Origin of the sequence: Phycicoccus sp. CSK15P-2 (assembly GCF_016888005.1) — a bacterium.
Taxonomy (GTDB): Bacteria; Actinomycetota; Actinomycetes; order Actinomycetales; family Dermatophilaceae; genus Phycicoccus.
Window position 1 is genome coordinate 185,912 of the sequence record NZ_JAFDVE010000011.1, and the last position, 23,576, is coordinate 209,487.

At 72.1% G+C, this 23,576-nt stretch carries 23 protein-coding genes and 1 riboswitch; of the genes, 7 read left to right on the forward strand and 16 right to left on the reverse strand.

Going from position 1 to position 23,576, the window contains the following annotated elements; genetic code table 11:
- Nucleotides 1-15: 15 nt before the first annotated feature.
- Together JQN72_RS07760 and JQN72_RS07765 are read right to left on the reverse strand one after the other, a co-directional pair.
- The gene (locus JQN72_RS07760) at nucleotides 16-1,254 is read right to left on the reverse strand and encodes a hypothetical protein (RefSeq protein WP_204134587.1); all 1,239 of its coding nucleotides are present in this window, start codon (nucleotides 1,252-1,254) and stop codon (nucleotides 16-18) included.
- 8 nt (nucleotides 1,255-1,262) lie between these two features.
- Nucleotides 1,263-1,550, reverse strand: a complete 288-nt coding sequence (locus JQN72_RS07765) for a hypothetical protein (protein ID WP_204134588.1) — start codon at nucleotides 1,548-1,550, stop codon at nucleotides 1,263-1,265.
- A gap of 92 nt (nucleotides 1,551-1,642) precedes the next feature.
- On the opposite strand from JQN72_RS07765, the gene JQN72_RS07770 reads away from it, so the two are divergent.
- Complete coding sequence (locus JQN72_RS07770) at nucleotides 1,643-1,933, forward strand: hypothetical protein (RefSeq protein WP_204134589.1); 291 nt, start codon at nucleotides 1,643-1,645, stop codon at nucleotides 1,931-1,933.
- A 231-nt stretch (nucleotides 1,934-2,164) separates the two neighbouring features.
- On the opposite strand, the gene JQN72_RS07775 is transcribed toward JQN72_RS07770, so the two are convergent.
- The gene (locus JQN72_RS07775) at nucleotides 2,165-3,646 is read right to left on the reverse strand and encodes a bifunctional o-acetylhomoserine/o-acetylserine sulfhydrylase (RefSeq protein WP_255541749.1); all 1,482 of its coding nucleotides are present in this window, start codon (nucleotides 3,644-3,646) and stop codon (nucleotides 2,165-2,167) included.
- Nucleotides 3,611-3,723, reverse strand: a riboswitch (SAM riboswitch). It overlaps the preceding gene by 36 nt.
- A gap of 193 nt (nucleotides 3,724-3,916) precedes the next feature.
- Between JQN72_RS07775 and mgrA the strand changes: the two genes are divergently transcribed.
- Nucleotides 3,917-4,966, forward strand: coding sequence for an L-glyceraldehyde 3-phosphate reductase (gene mgrA, locus JQN72_RS07780; protein ID WP_204134591.1), 1,050 nt, complete (start codon nucleotides 3,917-3,919; stop codon nucleotides 4,964-4,966).
- Nucleotides 4,967-5,112: 146 nt separating this feature from the next.
- The gene (locus tag JQN72_RS07785) at nucleotides 5,113-5,547 is read left to right on the forward strand and encodes a nitroreductase family deazaflavin-dependent oxidoreductase (protein WP_204134592.1); all 435 of its coding nucleotides are present in this window, start codon (nucleotides 5,113-5,115) and stop codon (nucleotides 5,545-5,547) included.
- Between the two features lie 59 nt (nucleotides 5,548-5,606).
- On the opposite strand, the gene JQN72_RS07790 is transcribed toward JQN72_RS07785, so the two are convergent.
- Nucleotides 5,607-6,047: a hypothetical protein gene (locus JQN72_RS07790; RefSeq protein WP_204134593.1), complete on the reverse strand. Its 441-nt coding sequence runs from the start codon at nucleotides 6,045-6,047 to the stop codon at nucleotides 5,607-5,609.
- Nucleotides 6,040-6,402: a hypothetical protein gene (locus JQN72_RS07795; RefSeq protein WP_204134594.1), complete on the reverse strand. Its 363-nt coding sequence runs from the start codon at nucleotides 6,400-6,402 to the stop codon at nucleotides 6,040-6,042. Before JQN72_RS07795 ends, JQN72_RS07790 begins: the two co-directional genes overlap by 8 nt.
- A 60-nt stretch (nucleotides 6,403-6,462) precedes the next feature.
- Between JQN72_RS07795 and JQN72_RS07800 the strand changes: the two genes are divergently transcribed.
- Entirely contained in the window at nucleotides 6,463-7,359 is an 897-nt protein-coding gene (locus tag JQN72_RS07800; RefSeq protein WP_204134595.1) for an alpha/beta fold hydrolase, read from the forward strand.
- Here JQN72_RS07800 and rocD read toward each other — a convergent pair.
- The 3 genes from rocD to JQN72_RS07815 all read right to left on the reverse strand — a co-directional run bounded on the left by rocD (nucleotide 7,352) and on the right by JQN72_RS07815 (nucleotide 10,352).
- A complete protein-coding gene (gene rocD, locus JQN72_RS07805; protein ID WP_204134596.1) occupies nucleotides 7,352-8,599 on the reverse strand; it encodes an ornithine--oxo-acid transaminase in 1,248 nt (415 codons plus the stop codon). The two genes, JQN72_RS07800 and rocD, sit on opposite strands and share 8 nt — an antisense overlap.
- A gap of 111 nt (nucleotides 8,600-8,710) precedes the next feature.
- The gene (locus JQN72_RS07810) at nucleotides 8,711-9,616 is read right to left on the reverse strand and encodes a patatin-like phospholipase family protein (protein ID WP_204134597.1); all 906 of its coding nucleotides are present in this window, start codon (nucleotides 9,614-9,616) and stop codon (nucleotides 8,711-8,713) included.
- 58 nt (nucleotides 9,617-9,674) lie between these two features.
- Entirely contained in the window at nucleotides 9,675-10,352 is a 678-nt protein-coding gene (locus tag JQN72_RS07815) for a SprT-like domain-containing protein (protein ID WP_204134598.1), read from the reverse strand.
- Nucleotides 10,353-10,587: 235 nt separating this feature from the next.
- Between JQN72_RS07815 and JQN72_RS07820 the strand changes: the two genes are divergently transcribed.
- Nucleotides 10,588-12,165 (forward strand): OFA family MFS transporter, encoded by a 1,578-nt coding sequence (locus JQN72_RS07820; RefSeq protein ID WP_204134599.1) that lies wholly within the window; start codon nucleotides 10,588-10,590, stop codon nucleotides 12,163-12,165.
- Nucleotides 12,166-12,349: 184 nt separating this feature from the next.
- Here JQN72_RS07820 and JQN72_RS07825 read toward each other — a convergent pair whose 3' ends face one another.
- From JQN72_RS07825 to JQN72_RS07845, 5 genes are all read right to left on the reverse strand, one after another.
- The gene (locus JQN72_RS07825) at nucleotides 12,350-13,252 is read right to left on the reverse strand and encodes a hypothetical protein (protein ID WP_204134600.1); all 903 of its coding nucleotides are present in this window, start codon (nucleotides 13,250-13,252) and stop codon (nucleotides 12,350-12,352) included.
- Nucleotides 13,252-13,860 (reverse strand): DUF6318 family protein, encoded by a 609-nt coding sequence (locus JQN72_RS07830; RefSeq protein ID WP_204134601.1) that lies wholly within the window; start codon nucleotides 13,858-13,860, stop codon nucleotides 13,252-13,254. The genes JQN72_RS07825 and JQN72_RS07830 overlap by 1 nt, the downstream gene beginning before the upstream one ends.
- Before the next feature lie 156 nt (nucleotides 13,861-14,016).
- Nucleotides 14,017-15,960 carry a glycoside hydrolase family 55 protein gene (locus JQN72_RS07835; protein WP_239100285.1) on the reverse strand — a complete coding sequence of 648 codons (1,944 nt, stop codon included), beginning with the start codon at nucleotides 15,958-15,960 and terminating at the stop codon, nucleotides 14,017-14,019.
- Between the two features lie 171 nt (nucleotides 15,961-16,131).
- The gene (locus JQN72_RS07840) at nucleotides 16,132-17,043 is read right to left on the reverse strand and encodes a hypothetical protein (protein ID WP_204134602.1); all 912 of its coding nucleotides are present in this window, start codon (nucleotides 17,041-17,043) and stop codon (nucleotides 16,132-16,134) included.
- 140 nt (nucleotides 17,044-17,183) lie between these two features.
- On the reverse strand, nucleotides 17,184-18,032 hold the full coding sequence (locus JQN72_RS07845) for a hypothetical protein (protein WP_204134603.1): 849 nt from the start codon (nucleotides 18,030-18,032) through the stop codon (nucleotides 17,184-17,186).
- Between the two features lie 994 nt (nucleotides 18,033-19,026).
- Here JQN72_RS07845 and JQN72_RS07850 point away from each other — a divergent pair.
- Nucleotides 19,027-20,004 (forward strand): Ltp family lipoprotein, encoded by a 978-nt coding sequence (locus JQN72_RS07850; protein ID WP_204134604.1) that lies wholly within the window; start codon nucleotides 19,027-19,029, stop codon nucleotides 20,002-20,004.
- Here the strand turns inward: JQN72_RS07850 and JQN72_RS07855 are convergent.
- Complete coding sequence (locus tag JQN72_RS07855) at nucleotides 19,950-21,503, reverse strand: HNH endonuclease signature motif containing protein (RefSeq protein WP_204134605.1); 1,554 nt, start codon at nucleotides 21,501-21,503, stop codon at nucleotides 19,950-19,952. The two genes, JQN72_RS07850 and JQN72_RS07855, sit on opposite strands and share 55 nt — an antisense overlap.
- A 230-nt stretch (nucleotides 21,504-21,733) precedes the next feature.
- On the reverse strand, nucleotides 21,734-22,237 hold the full coding sequence (locus JQN72_RS18710; protein ID WP_255541740.1) for a DUF1996 domain-containing protein: 504 nt from the start codon (nucleotides 22,235-22,237) through the stop codon (nucleotides 21,734-21,736).
- Here JQN72_RS18710 and JQN72_RS07865 point away from each other — a divergent pair.
- Entirely contained in the window at nucleotides 22,196-23,260 is a 1,065-nt protein-coding gene (locus JQN72_RS07865; RefSeq protein WP_204134607.1) for a hypothetical protein, read from the forward strand. The two genes, JQN72_RS18710 and JQN72_RS07865, sit on opposite strands and share 42 nt — an antisense overlap.
- A gap of 85 nt (nucleotides 23,261-23,345) precedes the next feature.
- Here JQN72_RS07865 and JQN72_RS07870 read toward each other — a convergent pair.
- The coding region (locus tag JQN72_RS07870; protein WP_204134608.1) for a DUF1996 domain-containing protein at nucleotides 23,346-23,576 on the reverse strand (231 nt) is incomplete at its 5' end.

Genomic DNA, 23,576 nt, shown 5'->3' on the forward strand with positions numbered 1-23,576 from the left:
GTGTGCCCCACCCGCCTACCGGCCGCCCGGTGGCCCACCGGGGGACATCCTCGGGTCGGGCCCCGTGGGCTCTGCGCGGCCGTCCTCCAGACCCCCCGTGGTCGTGGGTCGCAGTGGCCGGTCGACGAGCCCGGCCGTCTCGTCCACCTTCTGCGTCGTCTCCCTCGCTTTGACCGCCGCGGACAGTGAGGCGCCTGCCACGTACATCTTCTGGGTGCTCGAGCCGCCGGCCGAGACGAGCCGGTACTCGTGGGCCATCTGCCGCCGCCGGTAGTCGGCCTCCCTCGACACGCGGTCGCCTACCGTCGGACGCTGCGGGAGCGGACGCCGCTGCACATCACTCTCCTGGCGCGGAGGGTTAAGCCGGTGGCTGTCCCGCGCCTCTCGGAGCCGGTCCTTCGCTGCCCGGATCGAACCGCCCACGACCCGGTCGTCGAGCCGCATCGCGGCACTGACCACGGTGCCGTCGGCCTTCGTCGTCGCACCCAGCTTCGCCCCGGCCCGCAGCCCGTCCCCGAAGACTCCCGTGGCGGCCATCCCGACGTCGCTGCCGATCTGCGCCCAGTCCCCCTCGTCGTAGAAGACGGCCAGGACTGCGTCGCCGCCCAGACCGACCGTGTCCCCCACCGCGCCGGCCACCCTGGCGTGCGGCGACCACTGCCCCACCACGCCCACGTACCCGAGTCCGTGCCCGATGCCGCTGACCGTCCGGGTACCGCGGTAGAAGAACGAGTCGGCGATGTCGTCCTCGGCCAGGGCCCGCAGGGCGCGCGCGCACTCGGCGTCGGCCTCCTCCACCCGGGCGTGCGCCGCCGCATGGCGTGCCTCGCTCTCCGTCATGACCGCCACCTCGTCCCGCTGGAGACGGAGCAGCGTCTCGACCTGCGGGTCCCCCATCTCTCGCCCCGAGTCGAGCAACGCCACGATGCGGTTCTCGATGGCGAGGATCTCGTCGCATGCCGAGGAGTGACGGGTGCTCAACCAGGTGGCGAGCCGCTGCTCCTCCTCCAGGACGGCCGCGAACCGACGCAGCGGCCCGGCCGCACCCTCGAAGCGCCGGGTGGCCCGGCCGAGCAGCGTCGGGGCGTCCGCGATCCGGGACAGGAAGAGCCGTTGCGCCTCCCCCTCCCACACGGCACGGTCGCGCAGGAAGACCAGTGTCCCGGCGGTGTCGGCGAGCCGCCGCCCCGTCGTCTCGAGGGCGTCGGCCAGCCTCCGGAGCCCCTCGCCGCTGCCGGAGACGGGTCGCAGCACCTGGCCGATCATCGTGCGCCTCGTCCGAGGCCGTGGCAGACCTCCGCCTCCGTGTCGAGGTAGAGCCCCCCGACATCCGCTGCGGCCTCACCGAGGGCGGCGAGGTCCTTGGCGAGCGCGAGCCGGACGTGTCGCCAGGCGCCCAGCAGCTCCTCCAGGGCCGGGCCGGTGTCGCCGGCGCCGGTGGCCCACCGCTCCTGCGCGGGGTCACCCATGAGCGCGAGGCCCTCCGCGACCTCCGCGAGCGACTCCCCCACGCCGATGACGGACTCGGCATCCACCCGGTAGATCGTCATGCAGCGACGGTAGGCGAGTGCGCGCGAGCGGCCTCCGACTTTTCCACAGCCGGCCGGCACGCGGGTCCTCTCGCTCCCTGCGTGCGGGTCTCGTGCCCGGGATACACGTCTCGCCCCAGGCAGGGCGGCACGCACCTCCCCCGAGGCGCACGAAGGGACGGACGGCATCCCGGATCACGCTGCGCAACGTCCCCATCGCCACTGCTCGCCGGGCCCTGGGGCTGCGGGTCAAGGGTCTGCGGCGCCTCCGCCGCAAGCCGCTGATCTACGACGGCGCCGCGGTCCACCGGGCCGCTGCGGCCCCCATCGCGCCACTGCGGACGCACGCCGACCCGCTCGTCCGAGAGGTCGCGGCCTTCCTCGTCCTCGTCGTGCCGGGGTGAGTACGCCGCGGCCGAGGTCGCGTTCCAGGAGGTCGACTGGCCGGACGAGGCGTCCCGCGAAGAGGCAGTCGCGCTCCTCAACGCCGAGCTCCTCCCCGCCCGACGTCTCCGGCAGCGCCCGACCCCCGGACCGGCCGGACGTCGCCGGTCCCACCCCCGGCGCGCGGGGTCGGGCCGGTGCGGTGTCGTCCGCGACCGCCCGAACCGGTCCGCGCGCCGGGGGTGGCGGGCTCAGCCGGCCGTCGACCCGACGAGCTCGGGAGCGGTGTCGTCCGTCCCGCCGCCGAGCGCCGCGGCGAACCCGGCGTCGAGGTCGGCGAGGATGTCGCCCACCGTCTCGATGCCGACCGCGAGCCGGACGAGCCCCGGTGTGACGCCTGCCGCGAGACGGTCCTCGTCGCCGCCCTGGCTGTGCGTCGTCGACGCGGGGTGGATGGCGAGCGAGCGCACGTCCCCGATGTTCGCGACGTGGCTGTGCAGCTGGAGGCCCTCGACGAACCGGCGGCCGGCCGGGGCCCCGCCCGCGATCTCGAAGGCGAGGACCGCGCCGGCCCCCTTCGGGGCGTACTTGTCGGCCAGTGCCTTCCCGGGGCTGCCGTCGAGCGAGGCCCAGCGCACCGACTCGACCTGCGGGTGGGCGGCGAGGTACGCGGCGACCTCGCGGGTGTTCTCGACGTGTCGCTCGACCCGCAGGCTGAGCGTCTCCAGCCCCTGGCCGACGAGGAAGGCGTTGAACGGGCTGATGGCACTGCCGAGGTCGCGAAGCAGCTGCACCCGGGCCTTGAGGACGTAGGACAGGTTGGCGCCGAACGGGCTGCCGACGCCGAGGTCCGGGCCGTAGCGCAGACCGTGGTAGCTCTCGTCTGGGGTGTTGTAGCCGGGGAACCGGTCGGGGTCGGCCGCGTAGTCGAAGGTCCCGCCGTCGACGATGACGCCGGCGATGGACGTGCCGTGCCCGCCGAGGTACTTCGTCGCCGAGTGGATGACGACGTCCGCGCCGTGCCGCAGCGGCTGGATGAGATAGGGCGTGGCGATCGTGTTGTCGACGACGAGCGGGACCCCGACCTCGTGCGCGACGGATGCGACGGCCTCGATGTCGAGCACCTCGGCCTTGGGGTTGGCGATCGTCTCGCCGAAGAACGCCTTCGTGTTCGGTCGGACCGCGGCCCGCCAGGCGCCGGGGTCGGTGTGGTCCTCGACGAAGGTGACCTCGACCCCGAGCTTGGCGAAGGTGAACTTCAGCAGGTTCGTCGTCCCCCCGTAGAGGGCTGCGCTGGAGACGATGTGGTCACCCGACTCGGCGACGTTGAGCAGACCGAGCGTCGTGGCCGCCTGGCCGGAGGAGACGAGCAGCGCGCCGACACCGCCCTCGAGCGCGGCGATGCGTTGCTCGACGGCGTCCTGGGTCGGGTTCATGATCCGGGTGTAGATGTTCCCGAACTCCTTGAGCGCGAACAGGTTCTCGGCGTGCGCGGTGTCGTCGAAGACGTAGGACGTCGTCTGGTATATCGGCAGAGCCCGCGCGCCTGTCGCGCTGTCGGGCACCTGGCCCGCGTGGACCTGCCGGGTCTCGAAACCCCACTGGGACTGGTCGGTCATCTCTCGCTCCTGGGTAGGGGTGCGCCGGCCGTGGCCGGCACACGCGGCGACGTGTGCACGGCGGGGGTCCCGAGAGGTCTCCCGCGCTTGCGTGCGGCGGGTGCCGCACGCCAGGTCCTCACCCGGGGCACCCCACCGCGGAGGAGGGTTGCCGGCCAGCGAGCCGGGGCTTGGCGCTGGCGCTCATGACCTGCGACCACGGTACGCCCGGTCCGCCCGCGCGTCAGGGCCCCGTCTCATCCCCCGGGCACCCCCCTCGACATTTCGGGGTCACCCCGAAATGTCCACCAGACACGGGTTCGGAACCGGTGTCTCGTCGACGAACCGGGGTCTCGCGAGGCGCTGCACGGTCCCAGCGCCGCGTCGGGCGGCAGGATGGGGCGCATGACCTTCCACGCCGACGAGTACCAGGCCGCCGCCACCCGCTACCGCGCCGGGATGCCCTACCGCCGCACCGGCTCGTCGGGGCTCGACCTACCCGCGATCTCGCTCGGGCTCTGGCACAACTTCGGCGACGACGTGCCCCTGGAGCGCCAGCAGGGCGTCCTCCGTCGGGCGTTCGACCGCGGCGTCACGCACTTCGACCTCGCGAACAACTACGGCCCGCCGTACGGCAGCGCCGAGCGCAACTTCGGCACGATCTTCGCCCGCGACTTCCGCCGCTACCGCGACGAGCTCGTCATCAGCTCCAAGGCGGGGTACGACATGTGGCCGGGGCCGTACGGCCAGGGCGGCGGGTCGCGCAAGTACGTCGTCGCGAGCTGTGACCAGTCGCTGCAGCGGATGGGGCTGGACTACGTCGACATCTTCTACTCGCACCGGTTCGACGAGACGACCCCGCTCGAGGAGACGCTCGGCGCGCTGGACTCGCTCGTGCGGGCCGGCAAAGCGCTCTACGTCGGCATCTCGTCGTACTCGGCGCAGCGCACCCGCGAGGCGGTGGAGATCCTCCGCGGGATGGGGACGCCGCTGCTCATCCACCAGCCGTCCTACTCGATGCTCAACCGGTGGATCGAGGAGGAGGGTCTGCTCGACGCCCTCGGCGAGACCGGCACCGGATGCATCGCGTTCTCTCCCCTGGCCCAGGGGATGCTCACCGACAAGTACCTCAAGGGCATCCCGGCCGGCTCGCGTGCCGCGCAGGACAAGTCCTTGGACGCCGCGCTGCTCACCGAGACCGCGCTGCGGCACATCCGGGCGCTCAACCGGCTCGCGAAGGGTCGCGGGCAGTCCCTCGCACAGATGGCGCTCGCCTGGGCGCTGCGCGACCCGCGGGTCACCTCGGTGCTCATCGGGGCGTCGTCGGTCGAGCAGCTCGACGACAGCCTGGACGCGGTGAAGAAGCTGCGCTTCACCCGGGACGAGCTCGCACAGATCGAGAAGCACGCGGTCGACACCGGCATCAACCTCTGGAAGACCTCCAGCGACAAGTGACCTGTCCGGAAAACACCGGGTGCTGACCCGGCCGGAACACGCCGGGCGCTGCCTCGTCCGGAACACACCGGGTGCTGACCCGGCCGGAACACGCCGGGCGCTGCCTCGTCCGGAAGACACCGGGCTGCGTCGTCGTTGGCCCGCTCATGAGCGACGACTACATTCCCTCCCCCACCGAGTGGGTCCGCAAGCAGGTGGAGACGATCGAGCGGACGGGCGACACCCGGTCGGTGAACATCATGGACCGGCCCGTCGTGATGCTCACGATGCGCGGCCGCAAGACCGGCGCCCTGCGCAAGGTCCCCCTCATGCGGGTCGAGCACGACGGCGTGTACGCCGCCGTCGCGAGCAAGGGAGGCGCCCCCGAGCACCCCGTCTGGTACGGCAACCTCCTCGCCGACCCCCACCTCACGCTGCAGGACGGCACCGACTCCTGGCCGGCCGTGGCGCGCGAGATCGACGGCGACGAGCGCGCGCAGTGGTGGGAGCGCTCCGTCGCCGCCTACCCGCCGTACGCCGACTACCAGGAGAAGACCGACCGGCTCATCCCGGTGCTGGTCCTCGAGCCGGGCGAGGGCTGACGCCCGTCGCGGGCTGTCGCCGATGACGGCCGGGGCCGCCGCCCGCCCGCTCGCTCGAGTCAGTCGGCGGCGACGGCCACGTCGTCGGCCTGCCGGCCCGCCCGGTCGACCCGGCGGAACCACAGCAGCCCGAGGACCGGCAGCACGAGCGGGACGAACCCGTAGCCCTGGCCGAAGTGCGACCACACGGTCCTGTCCGGGAACGCCCCCGGCACGAGGTACGACGCCGCCCCGACGACCACCACGCCGACGAGCTCGACCGCACAGGCAGCCACCCCGACCCGCACCCACCTGCCACCCCTCGCGAGGCAGAAGGTGGCGAGCACGTAGACGACGGCCGCGAGCGCCGAGAGCAGGTACGCGAGCGGGGCGCGGTCGAAGTACTCGGTGATCTGGAGCACCGAGCGGCCCGTTGCAGCGAGCGCGAGCACGGCGTAGACCGCGACGAGCAGCACCCCCGGACCTCCGAGGGCACGACGGCGGACATCCGGCTCAGGCATGGGCGGTCCAGATCTGCAGGAGACGAGCGGTCATCACGGCCACGGCGAAGCCACCGACCGCGACCGCGGCCATGGCCCAGCGGCTCTTCTCCTTGATCGCGAGGAACGCCGTCCCAACGGGGATGAGGGGCAGGGTGGCGAGGTACGCCACGAAGGTCGCACGCTCGGCGGACTCGTCGATGTGGTCGAGGCGGACCAGTCCCACGACGAGGAGGACCCCCAGCCCGAGCTCGACGAGACCGACGACGACGAGGAGTGGGTCGTCGATGAGCCGGTCCCGCGCCGCGTACACGACCGCGACGACGCACAGCAGCGCCGCCAGCCCGACGACGGCATACGTCAGCGGCTCGACCACGGGCCACACCCTAGCTCCGAGCCGTCCGGGGGGTCGGTCACGGGGTGGGACACTGCCGTCATGCCCACAGTGACCGTCGGCCAGCTCGACATCGCGTACGAGACGGACGGCCCCGACGACGCCGAGCCGCTGCTCCTCGTCATGGGTCTCGGGACCCAGCTCGTCGGCTGGCCCGAGGACTTCGTAGCGGGGCTCGTCGAGCGCGGCTTCCGGGTCGTGCGTGTCGACAACCGTGACATCGGGCTGTCGAGCCGCACCGACGGCCCGGCCCCGAGCCGCAGCACGGTGCTCAAGGCGTTCGTGCACCGTCGCGCCGCGGAGAGCGAGTACCTCATCTCCGACATGGCGGACGACGCCGCGGGTGTGCTCGACACGCTCGGCATCGACCGTGCGCACGTCGTCGGCGCCTCGATGGGCGGGATGATCGCCCAGCAGCTGGCCATCTCCCGGCCCGAGCGCGTGCTCAGCCTCACGTCGATCATGTCGACGACCGGGGACCGCCGCTACGGACGGGTGGCGCCGCGGCTGCTGCCGACGATGGCGCGGTCCCTGACCGTGCCGCGTCCGACCGACGAGGAGGAGGCCGTGCGGCTCGGGGTCGAGGGGTGGCGGATCATCGCCGGGCCGCTCTTCGACGAGGTGGAGATGGAGGGCATGGTGCGCACGGCGGTGGCCCGTGCCACCAGCCCGCTGGGCGGGGTCCGTCACCTGCTCGCCATCCTCGCCAGCCCGGACCGAACGGCGGGGCTGCGCGAGCTGGACGTGCCGACGCTCGTCATCCACGGCCTGGTGGACCCGCTCGTCGACGTCAGCGGCGGGATCGCGACGGCGCGGGCGGTTCCGGGCTCCCGGATGCTTCTCTTCCCCGACATGGGTCACGACCTACCAGCGTCCCGCCGCACCGAGATGCTCGACGCGATCGCCACGAACGCCGGCCGGGCCGCGCGCGTCAGCTGAGCGAGTCCGCGACCGCGGCGACGAGGAGCGCGACCTCCTCCTCGGTGACGACGAGCGGTGGCGCCAGGCGGATGGTGGAGCCGTGGGTGTCCTTGGCGAGGACACCACGCTCGAGCAGCCGCTCGCACAGCTGCCGCCCGCTCGGGCCGCCCGGAGCGACGTCGAGACCGGCCCACAACCCGCGGACCCGCACGGCGTCCAGGCCTGCTCCGACGAGCGGGTGGAGGCCGTCGGCGAGCAGGGCACCCAGCCGGGCGGCGCGCTCCTGGAACTCACCCTCGCCGAGCATCGTCACGACCTCGTGACCGACCGCTGCGGCCAGGGGGTTGCCGCCGAAGGTGGATCCGTGGGTCCCGGGCCTGATGACGTCGAGGACGCGGTGGTCAGCGGTGATCGCCGACACGGGCAGGATGCCGCCGCCGAGTGCCTTGCCGAGCACGTAGACGTCCGGCCGGACGTCCTCGTGGTCGCAGGCGAAGGTGCGTCCGGTGCGGGCGAGCCCGCTCTGGATCTCGTCGGCGACCATGAGCGCCCCGGCCTCGTCGCAGACCGCACGCACGGCCCGCAGATAGCCGTCCGGCGGGATGACGACACCTCCCTCGCCCTGGATCGGCTCGAGGAGGACGGCGACGGTCGTGTCGTCGACGGCGGCACGCAGGGCGTCGACGTCGCCGTACCGGACGGTGCGGAAGCCCGGCGTGTAGGGGCCGTAGTCGTCGCTCGCCTCCTTGTCGTCCGAGAAGCTGACGATGGTGGTGGTGCGCCCGTGGAAGTTGCCCTCCATGACGACGATCGTGGCAGCGTCCTCGGGGACGCCCTTGACGCGGTAGCCCCACTTGCGGACGACCTTGAGCGCGGTCTCGACGGCCTCCGCTCCGGTGTTCATCGGGAGGACGACCTCGTGACCGGTCAGCTGCGCCAACGCGGCGGCGAACGGGCCGAGGGTGTCGGTGTAGAAGGCGCGGCTGGCGAGGGTGAGCCGCTCGAGCTGCTCCTTGGCGCGGGCGACGAGCCGCGGGTTGCCGTGTCCGAAGTTCAGGGCGCTGTACCCGGCGAGGCAGTCGAGGTAGTGCCGGCCCTCGACGTCGGTGACCCAGGCGCCCTCCCCGTGGGCCAGGACGACCGGCAGCGGGTGATAGTTGTGGGCGGCGTGCTCCTCGGTGAGCGCGATGTGGGCCCCGGAGTCCGGCGCGCGCTGGGCGCCGGCGGCGGCGTGGCTGGGACGGGTCCCGTCGGTCACGTGGCCTCCTTCGGTCGCGGTGCCGCGACTGTATCGCCGGGCGGCACGGGGCGGGTCGGTGGTCGGGGGCGGCGCCGTGGCACGTCGCGGGCCGCTGCACCGGTGCCGTGGTCAGCCGTCCCAGAGCTCCCCGACGCGGTCGGCGATGCGCTGCCCGTGCTCGCGTGCGCGGTCGAGGGTGACCTCGGAGCGACCGGTGTCGAGCGGGTTGGCACCCATGGCCCAGGCGTCCCGCGCGTCGGGGACGACGAGGTGGCTGCGACCGTGCCGACGCAGTGCCCAGGTCTGCACCCTCGGCAGCTCACGGACCTGTGCCCCGACCGGGTAGGGCGCGAGGACCAGGACGCGCTCGTGCCCGACGGCGAGGTCGGCGTTCGCGATCGAGCGCAGACCGCCGTCGACGTAGCGACGGCCGCCCACCTCGACGGCCGGGAACACCCCGGGGACCGCGCAGCTGGCGGCGACGGCCCGATCGAGCGGAACCCCCTTGCTGCCGTCGAAGACCACGGACGTCCCGGTCTCGGCGTCCACGGCGGTGATGAGCAGGCGGCCCTGAGGCCACTCGCGACCGACGAGCCCGAAGCCGACGGTGTCGAGCCAGGCCTCCTCGGTGGCGGTCGTGGCGTCGAGTGCGGCCCGCCCGACCCGGGCGCGTCCCCCGCGCGGGTCGCGGGTGATCTGTGCGCGCAGGTAGCGGCCGGCGTCGGCGGCCCCGATGCGGCCGATCTCGGGCAGCGGCGCGCTCTCGCGGACGCGCTGGAACGCCTCGTCCTCGGTGCCCAGCCGAAGATGCGCGGCGACCATCGAGCCGGCCGAGGTGCCGATCATCGTGTCGGCGGTCCGGAGGTCGACACCGCCGTCCCGGAGACCGAGGACGATGCCCGCCTCCCAGGCGATGCCGGTCGCTCCCCCACCGGCGAGCACCAGGGCGCGGTCGAGCCGGACCCTCGGCGGCTCCCACGGGGCGAACCCGCCGGCGTCGACGTACGTCGGGCCGGTCGTCGGTGTGTCGGTCACGAGCCCGATTGTCCCGCCGGGACCCCGCTGCGACCGAACCCGCCGGGCGTGAGGGTGCTCACGCCGACAGGCGCACACGGACCGCCTCCAGCGGCAGGGCGACGAGGTCGTCCCCGACGCGGACCTGGCAGCGCGCGGCCCCGACGAGCTCGACCTCCCCGGTACACCCCTGCCACGGGCCGCTCGTCACCTCGACGACGTCACCGAGCACGGGAGCCGGGCCGACCGGCCGCTGGGAACCCCGCAGGCCGGCGAGCTCTGCGGTGTAGGAGGCGGGCAGGGTCGCGCGCGACCCGCGGTAGGTCCACGTGAACAGGTGGGCGGCGTCGAAGCGCCGGGAGCACCGCCCACAGGACATGAGCCGCGTCGGGGCGCGGTGCCGCGTCCGCTCGTGACCCGCCGGACAGCGGCCGAGCCAGTCGCCGGGAACGCGCGGGGCGTCGGCCGGGACGCAGCGCTCCCCCGTGCAGCCGATGCGCACGGCCGCCTCCCGCCACACCGCGTCGTGGCCGTGCTCGGGGCCCACGAGGGCGTGCGCGATCTCGTGGAGCAGGGTGTCCCGGACCTCGGCCTCGTCGTGCAACGCGGTGAGCGGACCGCTGATCCCGATCTGCCGGCGCCCGAAGCGGCACACGCCGGCGCGCGTCTTGGCGCGGTCGGCCACGACCGTCCATCCGTCGAGCCCGTGCTCCGTGAGGAGCGCACGCCCCAGCGCGAGCGCCTTCGAGATCTCCACGACACCTCCCACCGTCCCGGAACCGCGTCGAGCGGCTGCGCCCACCGTAGGAGCACGCACCGACACCGCAGGCTCGCCACACCGTCCAGGCCCCGTCCCACCATGCGGCGCCGACGAATTCGTCGGACCACCAAGTCACCACGGGCCCCTCCGCATGCCTAGGCTGCTCGGCGGTGCCCGCATCGTGGCGGGGCCCGGACGCATCGTGGCGTCCGCATCCGTGGAAGGGACTGGCATGACCACGTCGACCGCTCAGCGCGACGCATCCGGGGGGCTGCTCGCCTTCCTCGACCGCCGCCACACCGTCGCTCCCCACGACTACAACCGGTGGCTCATACCCCCGGCAGCGCTGGCCATCCACCTGTGCATCGGCCAGGTGTACGCGACGAGCGTCTACAAGGCATCGATGGTCTCGCACTTCGACACCTCGCTGACCGCCGTCGGCATCGTCTTCTCGATCGCCATCGTCATGCTCGGCCTGGCCGCCGCGGTGCTGGGGACCTGGGTCGACCGGGTCGGTCCGCGCAAGGCGATGTTCGCCGCGGCGTGCGCGTGGGCCCTCGGGTTCTTCGTCGGCGCGCTCGGCATGGCCACCTCGCAGCTGTGGCTCGTCTACCTGGGCTACGGCGTCATCGGCGGGATCGGGCTCGGCATCGGCTACATCTCGCCGGTGTCGACGCTGATCAAGTGGTTCCCGGACCGTCCGGGCCTCGCCACCGGCATGGCGATCATGGGGTTCGGCGGTGGCGCGATGGTGGCGTCACCCCTGTCCCGCCAGCTCATGCGGTTCTTCGACAGCGAGTACGACCCCTCCACCCCGGGGTCGCTGGCCAACGGCACGGCGCTGACGATGCTCTTCGTCAGCCTCGGCGTCATCTACTTCCTCATCATGATGATCGGTGTCTCGAACGTCCGGGTCCCCCCGCCGGGATGGAAGCCCGAGGGGTACGACCCGTCGGGCACCAAGAAGAGCACGCTCATCACGGACCAGAGCGTCTCGGCGGCGAACTCGATCCGGACGCCGCAGTTCTGGCTGCTGTGGACCGTGCTGTTCTGCAACGTCACGGCGGGCATCGGCATCCTCGAGCAGGCCTCTCCGATGATCCAGGACTTCTTCCGCGGCTCGGACGGCACGTCGACGGTCGCGGCGGCTGCGGCGGGCGGGTTCGTCGGCCTCCTGTCGTTGTTCAACATGGCCGGCCGCTTCGTGTGGTCGTCGACCTCGGACAAGATCGGCCGCAAGCCGATCTACATGGTCTACCTCGGCGTCGGCATCGTCCTGTACTTGCTGCTTGCGCTGGCCGGGTCGACCGCCACCGCGGTGTTCGTGCTCGTCGCGGCGATCATCATCAGCTTCTACGGGGGCGGGTTCGCGACCGTTCCGGCGTACCTGCGTGACCTCTTCGGCACGTTCCAGGTCGGCGCCATCCACGGGCGCCTGCTCACCGCGTGGTCGGCGGCCGGTATCGCCGGGCCGCTCATCATCAACGGGTTCCTCGACGCGGCGGGCAAGCCGGGTGAGCTGACCGCGGCCGAGTACCGCCCGGCGCTGTTCACGATGGTCGGGGTGCTGGGCGTCGGGTTCGTGGCCAACCTGCTCGTGCGCCCGGTGGCGGACCGGTTCCACGAGCCGGCAGAGACCGTGGAGGCCGCTGCCGCTGCGGACAAGGCTGCGGTCGAGGAGATCGAGTCCTCCGACACGCACGCGCGCGGTGGGTCGAGCCGGGTGTACCTGTCCTGGGGCCTGATGATCGCGCTGCTCGTCTACGGCGTGAGCCAGACGCTGGTCACGGCGACCAAGCTCTTCGGCTGAACCGGACCCTCCGGGAGGGCGCGCCGGCGATGACGCCGCGGTGGGCACGGCCCGCCGCGGCGTCATCATGTTCCGGAGGCCGGACGACCGCCGCCGGCGACCGCATCGGGCTCGTCGGCCGGTCGGATCGGCGCCCGGGTCCGCACGGTCCGGGCTCGCCGGCCTTCGCTGCTCTCGGGCGCGGTCAGCGTGTGTAGAGCCGTGACCTGGCCTCGCGCACGGTCAACGTCACCGGCGCACCCTCCAGATCGACCTCACCCGGGATGTCGATCCACCCACTCCCCCCGACCCGGAACTGACCCGTGTACACCACATCCACCCGCACGACCTGCTCACCCGCACTGCCGTACGAGTGCACCACCGACCCGTCCGGGTACGGCCCACCCAGGTCCCGTGTCGGCCCCACCACAGTCTCACCCAGCGAATACGTCACCGTCTTCACCTTCGGCCGCACCTCCACCGCATGCCCCATCAACCGCGCCGGATCCGGACGATCCACCTCACCCGGCCCGAACCCCTCCCGCGGGAACACCACCTCGAAGAACGTCGGCAGATTCACCAACGTCACATCACCCTCCGGCTGGACGTTCACCGTCGGCACCGAGAAATCCGTGTCATGGAACGCCTCCCGGATCATCGCCATCGTCAACACGTTCTCCGCACCGGGCACCGCCTCCGGGAAACACGTGTACCCCACGGCCTGCCACGCACCAGCAGCCCCTTCAACCGGCCCAGCGTCCGCGTCGACCTCGCGCCGGTAGATGGCCACGGCCGGACCGTCACCGGGCCGTGACAAGCAGAGATTGAACGCGCGGAGACAGAGTGCATCGGCGCCGGGTGACCCCGGCCCGGTGCTGCACGGCGAAACACTCGTGTAGTCGTACTTGGGCTTGTCGCTGTTGGTTGCGATCACTGCCTCCGAGGCCCAGCCGCGCAACTCATTCAAACTTCGGAATCTGATGTCAGCACCGCTCTCGGAGGCACTCGACGAGAAGACACCCTTCTGGGGCTCGTTCTCAACAGCCGTGAGCCCGCCAGCCGCTGAGAGCAGAGGCACCAGAGCTACCGCAAGATCGGCTGCTTTCATCACACAACCTCGACCGCGAACATGTACCACCGTCCGCCACTCCACTTGAGAGCGAGGTTTCGCTGCACATCCATGCGGTCCTCCGAGCTGGTCACCGTCCCGTCAGCCGTGACGACATCGACCGGATTCTGTACGAACTCCGCGAATAGGTACAGCTGCCCCTTTGGGGCACCCGCTAGTGCCTCGACACTCTTGAGCGTGATCGGCTCGGATGAGTAACGCTGATCATTGTCAGCAAGCCAGACAGCATGTTCCTCGGTGGTCCTGCAGAACTTGCAGTCGCCAGTGCTGTTTGCCTCGATCAACCCAGGGCGCGGCTCGGTCCACGCCACGTTGAACTGCTCGAAGTAGAACTCCACGAACGCCTCGGCACCCTCCGGCGTCTGCTCCCGTGCCGCCGCCGGAACCTCCGGACCCGCACCCCCCGTCGAGCTCGGCGACCCCGACACCGACGGAGACGCAGACGAAGACACCGACCCACCCGGACCCGACGACGAGACCACCGGCGACCCCGACGGCACCGAACCTCCCGACCCACCACACCCAGCAGCCACCACCACAGCCACCACGGCGGCACCGACCAACCACACCCGACCAGAGAGCAGCATGCCTCCCCTTCCCGACCACCCCTGCGATGGCCCCGGAGCACACACCGTAACCAACCCCACCCACCCCACACCGCGACCGTCCACAGCCTCGCGCGAACGAGGACCCCCGTCGGCGCCCAGTTTCGCCGTCGGGGGTCCTCGCTCGAACCGACTACGTCACGGGTACTCGGTGACGTACGCCGGAGTCCCGGTGTTCGAGTTGTCGACCTGCGAGCCGGTGTCGTTGACGACGTGCCGGATCGTGCCGGCGCCGAGGTTGACCGTGAGGACGTGGTGCAGCTTCACCCCGTCCGTCTCGGGCACCTGGAAGCCGTGCTCGGTGACGATCGAGTCGTTGTTCCGGTTGTAGACGTACGACCCACCGCCCCACAGCTCGTGGGTCTTGACGTCGTCGGCCACGACGTAGCCCGCGTACCCGAGCGTGCCGTCGGGCTGGGTCCAGTCGGCCTGCGTCGGCGGGTCGTACGGTAGTTCGTTCTGGTAGAGCACGGTCCGGCCGCGCTCACCGTTCCAGATGGTGTTGTGCTGCTGGAAGTGCTCGACGAACAACCCGGTCGCCGTGACGTCGTCGCCGTTGACGATGACGCCGTTGGTGCCGATGTTCGTCGTCCACCGCTCGTCGTCGCCGAGGAACCCGCCCTCGAAGTCCTCGACGCCGTGGTCGGCGCGCCACACCCACGTGTGGTCGACGAGGACGTTGTCGGCGTCGATGACGAGCGCGGTGTCGGTGGCGCCCTCGTGCGGACCGCCGACCCGGAAGTACAGGTCGGAGAGCGTCAGCGGGTTGCGGGCGTTGGACCGCAGCCACCGCGGCTGCCAGCCGCGGGCCTTGCCCGGGCCACCGACCCGGACGAGCACCTCGGACTTCTCCGGTCCGGCGTCGACGGTGACGCCCGCAATGACGATCCCCGGACGGTCGCTGACCTCGAGCGGTGTGGAGCCGCCGGACGCCGTGAGCGTCGCGTGACCCATCCCGAGGACGACGGTGCCGGCACGCCGGACCTTGATGCTCTTGGCGATGTCGTAGACGCCTGGCGTGAGGAGCAGGTGCTTGCCGCGCGCGAGCTGGGCGTTGATGCGTGACACGGAGTCACCGGGGCGCGCGACGTAGAACGACGAGAGCGGCAACGTGCGGCCGGCGGTCACCCCGTCGGCCCAGGAGACGCCACGGGTGTCCGTGGCGGCGTTGGGCACCCGCACCTTCCAGCGGCCGCGGTCGTCGAGGAAGAGCCAGGGCTTCTCCCGGCTGAGCGGCGTGGTGTCGAGCGTCGTGTAGGGCGGGTCGGGGAAGGACGCGTCGTCCGGGGCGCCCTCGACACCCGCGAAGACCTGGTTCCACACGCCGTTGGACCACTCGCCGACCTCGCTGTCGCGGGTCAGCCACTGCTGCTGCGAGCCGCTGACCACGACCCCGGCCTTGGAGTCGGCGATGAAGCCGCCGCTGGCGTACTGCGGGCCGGCGGTGCAGTAGTCCATGAGCGAGAGGTTGCCGCCGGTGACCTCGACCCGGCGCATCGAGACGGCCTGCGACACCGCCCAGAAGTTGGCGCTGGACCGGCAGCCGTCCTGGCCCGCGGCGTTGATGTCGATGGTCAGGTTCGACAGGGTGCGCCAGAAGTTGTTGAGCGCGATGCAGTTGCTCGTCCCGCCGTCCTCGAGGCAGCGGTTGTAAACCTCGACCTTGCCGTTGATGTGCACGTCGCCCGGCTGTGCGCCGAGCCCGGCGACCTCGGTGTAGTAGCCGACGCGCATCTGCAGGGGCTCCTCGGCCGTGCCGTAGGTGCCGGGTGCGAAGAGGAGGCTGTAGCGCTCGGTGCCCATCTCGTTGTCGATCTGCGCGTCAGCGATGCGGTCGACCGTGGACTGGATCGCGCTCACCGGCATCGACGGGTCGAAGACGATGACGTTCTCGCCGAGGTCCGCGGCGGCCGGGGCCTTGGGCCCGTGCGGCATGTGCGGTGCCTGCGGAGCAGGCCCGGCAGGTGCGGCCACGGCGCCGGGCACGGTACCCACGAGGACGGCCGCACCGGTGGCGACGGCCGTCACGCAGGCGAGCGCGAGGCGACCTCGGCGCGCGGGACGGGGGCGGGTCAGAGGCATCCAACAGCTCCTTTGCTGGCGGGGGGTGTCTCGGCGCCCTGAGAGCGCTCTCACGCACCCAACCACACCAGCCCGGAACCGGCAAGCGGTCGTCCACCCCCGACCCGACCTGCGGACACGCCGCGAGCCCCGCACCGCAGGGGTGGTCCGGGGCTCGCAGTCTGTGTCGGGTCAGGCCGACTCGGCCTGTGACCCCATCCGCACCTCGGCCGCGCTGCGGCAGAGCTTGGCGAACACGTCGGTGACCTCGGGCAGGTCGGCGAGGGGCAGCGGCTCGAGGGTGTTGTCCGGCTCGGCCGTCCGCCAGAACACGCGCTGCCCCACCTCGAGGAGCACGTCCTCGGCGTCCTTGGAGTAGTCGGCGCCGTCCAGGGCGGACCGCTCGAGCTCGACCGACGCCAGGGAGGTGACCGTGTCGTAGTTGCCCTCGTGCAGCGAGCGGATGACGACGATGCGCACACCGGTCAGCCCCGGCGCGGCGGCGAGCACCTGGCGCGCCGTGCCGATGACGAGGCCGGCGACGAGCTGGCGGTAGAGGCGGGCCCGATGGGCGGGCGGCGGGCGACGGATGGAGAGCGTGCCCCCGTTGACGAGCGTGACGGTCTTGCTCGGCAGCACGTGGTCGTCTGGCGCGAGGATGGCGACGACGGCCACCGGCCCGGCGACCTCCATCGGCACGGCGGGGGCGCCGGTGTCCTCGAAGCAGCGTCCCAGCTGGTCGAGCACCGTCTCGGCGTCGTTGAGGCAGAGCAGCTCCCACCGGATGTCGGCGCGGCGCTGGACACCGGACGGGTCCGGTGTGGGCGCCTCGGCCACGACGGGTTCGACGCGGTGCAGCGACGAGAGGGCTTCCTCCTCGTCGAGGATGGCCTGCGCCTTCTCCTCGGGGTTCTGCTGGCCCGGCCCGGCCGCCATCGCGATGAGGTCGAGCGGGTTGGCCGGGCCCGAGGTCGCGGGCGCAGGGGGCGCGACCGGCGTCGACGGACGGATCGGAGCCATGGCACGGAGCCCGAAGGTCTGCCGCACCCCCGGGCTCGGAACTCGGAAGCTCGTCTCGGAGACCAGTCCGACCGTTGCAGTCATCCTCTACTCCTCTGCAGGCTGAGGCTGCGAACCTAAGGGGCACTTCGGTGTTCGCACAGGGCGATGGGCACAATCAGGACCGCACGACGGAGGCAGGAAGAACCGAACGGCCGACCCCGCGGCGGCCGTCGACCCCCTCGTCAGGCCAGGATGCGGCCGCGGGCCCGGCAGAGCCTCGCGAGGAAGGGCGCCAGCGCCGGGAGGTCGTCCAGCGGCCGGGGGCGGAGCGTCCCGTGCTCACCCTCGGTGTCCCAGTGCCGGACGGCACCGTCGTGGAGGACGAGGGACTCGGCGTCCTGGTCGAGATCCGCCGTCTCGAGTCGGTCGCGGTCGATGTCCACGACACCGAGGACGGACAGGTCGGCCACCTCTCCGCGGTGCTCCGCGTGGATCGCGTGGACGCGAGCCACCCGCAGACCAGGAGCGGCAGCCAGGGCGTGGCGCGCCGCCGAGAGGGTGAGGCCGGCGACCACCTGCCGGTGCAGCCAGGCCCGGTGCGCGGCCGTCGACATCCGGATCGACAGCGTTCCACCGACGAGCCCGACGGTGTCGCGCGGGAGGAGGTGCTCCCCCGGCGTGAGGACGGCGAGCTCGACGGTGTCGTGGACGACGGAGACCGGACTGACCGGGAGGTTGAGCTCCTGGAAGGTGCGGGAGAGGTGCGGGAGGAGCGTCTCGTGGTCGTTGCTGCACAGCGCGTCCCACCACGCGTCCAGGCCCTGCTCCTGGGCGGTGAGGTCGTCGGCGAGGGTGGCGGAGCCCTCCTCGCCCTCGTCGTGGCGCCGGCGCTGGCCGTCGAGCGAGCGCACACCGGGCGGCTGCTCCTCCGGCACGGACGGACGCTCCGTCTGCTCGACGGGGCCACGGTGCAGCGAGGTGAGGGTCTCGTGCTCGGAGACGAGGTTGAACACCCGTCGGGCCTTCTCAGCGGTCACCGACGGACCGAGGGCACTCGAGAGCGTGCGGTCCATCACGGGGTCCGCACTCATCGTCGCGTGCGTCCCCTCGGCGCCGAAGACTTCTTGAAGGCCGGGACTGGGGACCCGGAAGCTCGTCCTGGAGACGAGACCGACGGACTGGTTCAACTCACACCGTGTCTTTCTCCCTGCAGGCCGAGACACTAGGGCCTGCAGCGTCCGTGAGCAGCCGACTTGACCTTCCCTTTACTCGCTTCAGAGCGAAACTTGACCCGGCCTCCCCCGTTCGGTCGAGGCCGCAATCGACAACACGGCCACCGGCGCGATGGGCTGTTCGATGACAACGTGCGACAACGCTTTTCGCGGTGCGTCGAGCCCGGAACACCCCCCGGGGCATCTCGCCGGACGGGCCCTGCTCGAGCCGCACGTGACGCCCCTTGCGCCCACACCGAGGCGCGGGTGGACACACCATCGCGCTGGCCGTGTCGGACGCCATCGCCCCGTCCACGTCGACGGCCGACCCGCGGGGCCTGCAGCTCGGGGTCGTGCCACGCCGGCGTCGACGCGCCGCAAGCGTTTGACGCACGACCCCTACGCCCCCGCGCGCGAAACCCCATGCCCCTGCGGGCCGAAACATGGCTGATTTGTTTCTACTACATTTCGTCGTATACGCTACGTGACGTAGTAGGGAGGAGCGGGGAACCGCACCACTGCCAGCGGAACGGTCGCACGTTGCCGATGCCCTGTCGGGGGTCAGCCTCACTGAAGAGCACCCCCGCTCCCTGAGACCTGCTACCCCCGAACGACGGCCTCGGCCAGGTGGCGAGACCCCCTGCACCGCTGCCTGTACCCCCTGGGGCCGTCGACCGGCGCACACCCACCTCTGTTGCGAGCACGTGCGCCGGGACGCTCGCGGCGCGCGTCCGTGGACCCGACCCCTGTCCGGCGTTCACGGACGCGCGTCTTCGGGACGATCCCGCTGATCCCGCGCGATCCACGCCGTGACTCGCTTCTTCCACCAGAGTCCGGTCCCCGCTGCAGGACCACCCTCCAGAAGGAGAGCACGATGAGCACGACACCCGCCGGTTGGTACCCGCAGGCCGATGGCAGCCAGCGCTACTGGGACGGTGAGCAGTGGACCGTCCACACTGCGCCCGGAGGCAGCGTCGAGTCCGCGGACGCGGCCGCCACCACGTCCGGGGCGGGCGGCGCGGCCGACACCGCCGGTGCGGCGGGTACCGCGAAGGCCGGCAGCACGGGGCGTCCGTGGTTCGCCAAGAAGCGCTTCGCCATCCCGGCCGCCGTCGCCGTGCTCGTCGTCGGGGGGAGCGCGCTGAGCGCGAACGGCACCGAGAGCGACGCCGTGGACGCGACGACGTCCGCCTCGTCGTCCGCGTCCACCGAGGACGACGCCCCCGCCGACACCGACGCGGCTCCGGAGGCCGAGGCCGAGGCGGAGCCCGCGGCCGAGGAGCCCGAGCCGAAGCCCGTGGAGCCGAAGGGCACAACCGCGCAGCGGAACGCGCTGCGGTCGGCAGAGGGCTACCTCGACTTCAAGGCGTTCAGCAAGAAGGGCCTCATCGAGCAGCTCTCCAGCGAGTACGGCGATGGCTACGACAAGGCCGACGCGACCTGGGCCGTGGAGCAGCTGGAGGTCGACTGGAACGAGCAGGCCGTCCGCGCCGGCCAGGAGTACCTCGACCTCCAGGGCTTCTCGCGCAGTGGCCTCATCGAGCAGCTGAGCAGCGAGTACGGGACCGGTTCACCAAGAAGCAGGCCGCCCACGCGGTCGACGAGCTGGGTCTCTGACACAGGCTCCGCCCACGCGGTCCGACCGTGGACGACCGGGCGCCTTCTCGTCGGCGCTCGGTCGTCGCCGGTCCGTCAGGGCACGATCAGCAGCGCTCCCAGGCGTGGAGCACTTGGGTACAGCGCAGGGATGGCCCCCACGCGGCTGACGTCAGAGGTGACGGTTGACGGCGCGGAGGTTCAGGCGACCTCGTCGAAGAGCGACGCCATGGGTGGGCCACCCCGCTCCGGGTGATCTGCCCTGTCCCAGCCGTCGTCGTCGGTCTCGCACCTCGCAGCCCACAGCTCGATCTCCGCCCAGCGCGACTCGTCGGGGTCATCACCCCCGATGGCGGCGAGCAGCTCTTGAACACGTTCCGGTGTCAGCGGCGGCGGGTCGTGCGCCGCCGCTTCGGCTCGCAGCCGTTCCAGGTGCCGGTCGTAGCTGCCGACGCCGAGGTCCCAGACGACATGGCGCCCCTCTTCGTCGGGGACGTGGAGGACCTCGGCCATGAGCCGCCTTTGGTGGACGACCGTGTGGTGCCGCTGACACAGCAGAGCGGCGTTGTCGATGTCGGTCAGGCCTCCGTCGGCCCAGTGCCTCACGTGATGCGCCTGCGCCCACGCCGGTGGGGCGTCACATCCCGGGTAGGTGCAGCAGCCGTCCCGCCGCCACAACCGGCGTCGTTGCGCACGGGTGAACAGCCGGGCAACGCGCCCGAGGTCGAGGAGCTCGCCCTCGGTGCCGAGCACGTGCGGCACGAGGTCGGCCTCGCAGGTGATGCGCCGGAGCGTCTCGGGCGACAGCACGGTGCCGGTGGCGGTGGACCCCATGACCTCCCCGCATCCGGTACGGCCCTCGAGGTCGCTGAGAGCGATGGTCACGTGCACCGCGGCCGCCGCACCGGCGGCGCCGTCGGGAGCTGCGGCGGCGTCGATCGACGAGGAGCGCCGACAGACCTCGGTGAGGGCCTCGACACGGCGCTGGCCGGCCGGGCGGAGGTCGCGCTCACCGGTCTCGTCGTCGGGGGCGGGGGCGCTCAGCCTGCCGATCGCGGCCTCGAGGACGGTGGCCTGCTCGGGCGTCATGAGCAGCTGGTACTCGGTGAGGTCGCCCGACTCGACGAATGGTGCCGAGAGACGCGCGGCACCGGCGAGACGCTGCTGCAGGTCGTCGAGCTCGCCGGGGTGTCCGTACTCGGCCAGGAGGCGCGGGCGGAGCCGCCGCATCGTCGACGGCCCCCACCGGATGCCGAGGTCGAGCAGTGACCGGGCGACCGTCGGCTTGGCCTCGTCGCGCAGATGCGGGTCGAGCCGCTCGAGCTCTCGCATCGCGGCCGCCGCGAGCATGGGGGTGACGGTGCCGTCGGTGACGCCGGCCGACAGCATCCCCAAGGGCGAGTCGGGGTCGAGGCCGGGGCCGTCCGGATGCCACAGCGCCCCGCCTCCGGTGATCGCCGCCGCGACCGAGGCGACGTGCCCCGCGCCCCCCTGACGCAGGGAGGGCGCATGGTCGCGGACCCAGGTGCGCGCGTTGGTGCCGGAGGCGGCGATCTCACCGCGGGTCAGGGCCTCCGCGGTGATGGTGACCCTGGCCGCTGCGGCCTGCGCGGCCAGCCCGTCGATGATGCCCATGAGCTCTGCCAGCTCGGCGCCGGACGCTTGGTGGAGCACTTCACCCAGGCCGGTCAGCGCGCCCACGGCTCCCTCGATCTCGGAGCGGCGCTCCCCGAGAGGGGCGGTGGGCTGTTCCATGGCGACGACACTATGCGGGACCACCGACAGGGCATCCGAGCAGCGACGATGCCGAGACATGGCCGCTCGGCTGTGCGTCCGCGGCGGTCGGACCAGGGCTCGGTGGCCGGAGAGGTCGGCCCCCGCCATCGGGACGCCAGGTGCCGCCAGGGCGGTGCCGCCGGAATCCGGTCGCGCGGCCAGGACTGTTGCGCCGGAGCCCCGGCCCCGCGCCGCACAGCCGGCTCAGCTCACGGTCGGCCGTCCGTGCCGCACTTGACGATCGGCCGGATGCAGTCGTTCACCCGGCGGGCCATCTCGTCCTCCGGCCAGGCGTTGAAGAAGTCTCCGTGCATCGTGTAGCCGGGCCCGGAGTCCAACCGGAACGCGGCCGGGTCGCCGGTCACCGGGTAGCGCATCACCTGGCGCAGCTTCGGCACGACGACCGGGTGGCTGTCCGGGCAGGCGCCGCCGACCGGGTAGGCCATGTGGCTCTTGTGGTCGCTGGAGTCGAGGTCGCGGCCGTTCCAGCACTGCGGGAAGTCCAGGTACGACTCCAGCATCGACCCGGCCGGGCACTCGACGAAGTCGTGCGACGGGTCGACGACGGACACCCGACATCCGGGGTTCGACGGGCACCGAACATCGCGATTTCGCGCACGGGACGCCCGGACCCGGCACGAGCGGCACCACAGGTCATCTACCCTTGCCGCGTGCGAGACGGGGGAACCGGGAACGGCGCGGAAGGCGCCCATGACGAGAACGGTGCGAACGACTCCGCGCGCCGGCGCGGCGAGACGCGGGGCGCGGAGGACGCCGACGCCCGGGTCGACCGGCTCTTCGCCGAGATCACGGCCATCGAGCGCGTCGACTGGCCGGAGGCCGAGTCGGGACCCCGACACCCGCCCCGTCCGTCGCAGACACGGAACCGGGCGTCGTCGGCAGGCCGCGCCCAGACGTCGCCGAGGCGCCGGGACCTCATGACGGGCCTCATCGCTCTCGTCCTCCTGGCCCTCGCCGTCGGCGGCCACGTGGTCCTCCCCCACGTCTCGGGCTGGGTCGACTACCTCGTACACGGCGACCCGCGCTTCCGGGTCGACGCGCGATCGGCGTCCGCTGCGGCCGCCCCTCCGCTGGACGGCCGGGTGCGGGCCGCGGTGGCGCTCCCCGACGACCCCGGAGACGACCGGTACGCCTTCATGCAGCGGACGCCCAGCGGTGGGCCGGTGACCTTCGACCCCTGCCAGCCCATCCACTACGTGGTCCACGACCCGTACGGGGTCGGCGAGGCGGGTCAGGACGTCGTGGCCGAGGCGGTCTCGGAGATGTCTGCCGCGACAGGCCTGGCGTTCGTGTTCGACGGGTACACCGAGGAGGAGCCGGACGAGTCACGGCCGTCTCGGGTGCCCATGTACTCCTCCCGCTGGGCGCCGGTGCTCATCGCGTGGAGCGACCCGGAGGAGACACCTCGTCTCGAAGGATCCGTCGTCGGCGTCGGCGGCCCGGTCTCGTTCGGCCCCCGCGACGGGCACCGGTGGTGGGTGACCGGAGCAGTCACCCTCGACACCCCCGCACTGGCGCCGCAGCTCGGCTCCGCCGACGGGCGCACCGAGGTGCGTGGGGTCGTCATGCACGAGCTCGGGCACGTCCTCGGGGCGAGCCACTCCGAGAGCTCCGCGGACCTCATGCATGCGCAGGGCGGTACGGACGGACTCTCGGACGGTGACCGGTACGCGTTCGCGATGCTCGGCGACGGGGTCTGCATCGCGAGCCCGTGAGCTGGGGTGTCGGCCCCGATCTTCTCCGGCGGGGTGCCGGCCAGGGCCGTCCCCGTCGGGCCCCGCGCCGCACAGCCGGCTCAGCTCACGGTCGGCCGTCCGTGCCGCACTTGACGATCGGCCGGATGCAGTCGTTCACCCGGCGGGCCATCTCGTCCTCCGGCCAGGCGTTGAAGAAGTCTCCGTGCATCGTGTAGCCGGGCCCGGAGTCCAACCGGAACGCGGCCGGGTCGCCGGTCACCGGGTAGCGCATCACCTGGCGCAGCTTCGGCACGACGACCGGGTGGCTGTCCGGGCAGGCGCCGCCGACCGGGTA

Excerpts from the sequence above, each read along its gene's own strand:
- JQN72_RS07765 (WP_204134588.1), bottom strand. The coding sequence starts at position 1,550 with ATGACGATCTACCGGGTGGATGCCGAGTCCGTCATCGGCGTGGGGGAG.
- mgrA (WP_204134591.1), top strand. The coding sequence starts at position 3,917 with ATGACCTTCCACGCCGACGAGTACCAGGCCGCCGCCACCCGCTACCGC.
- JQN72_RS07785 (WP_204134592.1), top strand. The coding sequence starts at position 5,113 with ATGAGCGACGACTACATTCCCTCCCCCACCGAGTGGGTCCGCAAGCAG.
- JQN72_RS07790 (WP_204134593.1), bottom strand. The coding sequence starts at position 6,047 with ATGCCTGAGCCGGATGTCCGCCGTCGTGCCCTCGGAGGTCCGGGGGTG.
- JQN72_RS07800 (WP_204134595.1), top strand. The coding sequence starts at position 6,463 with ATGCCCACAGTGACCGTCGGCCAGCTCGACATCGCGTACGAGACGGAC.
- JQN72_RS07820 (WP_204134599.1), top strand. The coding sequence starts at position 10,588 with ATGACCACGTCGACCGCTCAGCGCGACGCATCCGGGGGGCTGCTCGCC.
- JQN72_RS07825 (WP_204134600.1), bottom strand. The coding sequence starts at position 13,252 with ATGAAAGCAGCCGATCTTGCGGTAGCTCTGGTGCCTCTGCTCTCAGCG.
- JQN72_RS07830 (WP_204134601.1), bottom strand. The coding sequence starts at position 13,860 with ATGCTGCTCTCTGGTCGGGTGTGGTTGGTCGGTGCCGCCGTGGTGGCT.
- JQN72_RS07835 (WP_239100285.1), bottom strand. The coding sequence starts at position 15,960 with ATGCCTCTGACCCGCCCCCGTCCCGCGCGCCGAGGTCGCCTCGCGCTC.
- JQN72_RS07840 (WP_204134602.1), bottom strand. The coding sequence starts at position 17,043 with ATGACTGCAACGGTCGGACTGGTCTCCGAGACGAGCTTCCGAGTTCCG.
- JQN72_RS07845 (WP_204134603.1), bottom strand. The coding sequence starts at position 18,032 with ATGAGTGCGGACCCCGTGATGGACCGCACGCTCTCGAGTGCCCTCGGT.
- JQN72_RS07850 (WP_204134604.1), top strand. The coding sequence starts at position 19,027 with ATGAGCACGACACCCGCCGGTTGGTACCCGCAGGCCGATGGCAGCCAG.
- JQN72_RS07855 (WP_204134605.1), bottom strand. The coding sequence starts at position 21,503 with ATGGAACAGCCCACCGCCCCTCTCGGGGAGCGCCGCTCCGAGATCGAG.
- JQN72_RS18710 (WP_255541740.1), bottom strand. The coding sequence starts at position 22,237 with ATGGGCGCCTTCCGCGCCGTTCCCGGTTCCCCCGTCTCGCACGCGGCA.